The organism is Neisseria sp. P0021.S007, assembly GCF_051956855.1.
Genome location: NZ_JBQCXA010000731.1, coordinates 1 through 617, shown reverse-complemented (window position 1 = coordinate 617; position 617 = coordinate 1). Strand labels below are relative to the sequence as shown.

Below are 617 nucleotides of genomic sequence, written 5' to 3'. Positions count from 1 at the left end.
CCTTTGCGAATCTGTTATACTGCTTATTGATTTTGAAAACCTTAAACATCAATTGGGAAATACCTTTTTATGTATCAAAAGAAAGCGCGCAGTGTAAAACCGTGGATTATTATGGCTTGCGTTATCGCGGCCTTTATTTGGCTTTTATATGCCTTAGGCAATGTTTTGACGCCGTTTATTGTGGCCGCCGTTTTAGCCTATGTTTTGAATCCCTTGGTCGAATGGCTGCAATTGAAGCGTATCCGCCGTGCACCGGCCTCTATGATTATTATGGCGCTTGCTTTGCTGATATTACTGGCGTTGATGCTGATTATTATACCTATGCTGTTAAATCAGTTTAATAATCTGGCCGAACGCCTGCCGCAAATCGTAGGCTTTGTTCAAAACAAATTGCTGCCGTGGCTCAACAGCGTCAGCGGGGATTATATTCAAATTGATCAAGAATCAATCATCGCATGGTTGCAGTCGCATACGGATGAGTTGAGCAATACGCTCAAAGCATGGATTCCTACCTTGATGTGCCAGAGCGGCAACGTAATCAGCGGCGTCAGCAATTTGGTGTTGCTGCCTTTGCTGTTGTATTACTTTTTGTTGGACTGGAAACGTTGGTCTTCCGG

The 617-nt window shown here is 43.8% G+C and carries 1 protein-coding gene; it reads left to right on the top strand.

Features of this window, described 5'->3' with window-relative positions:
- Positions 1-69 precede the first annotated feature (69 nt).
- Positions 70-617: AI-2E family transporter (locus ACTHUR_RS15645; protein ID WP_440399559.1), on the top strand; the 548-nt coding region annotated here is incomplete at its 3' end.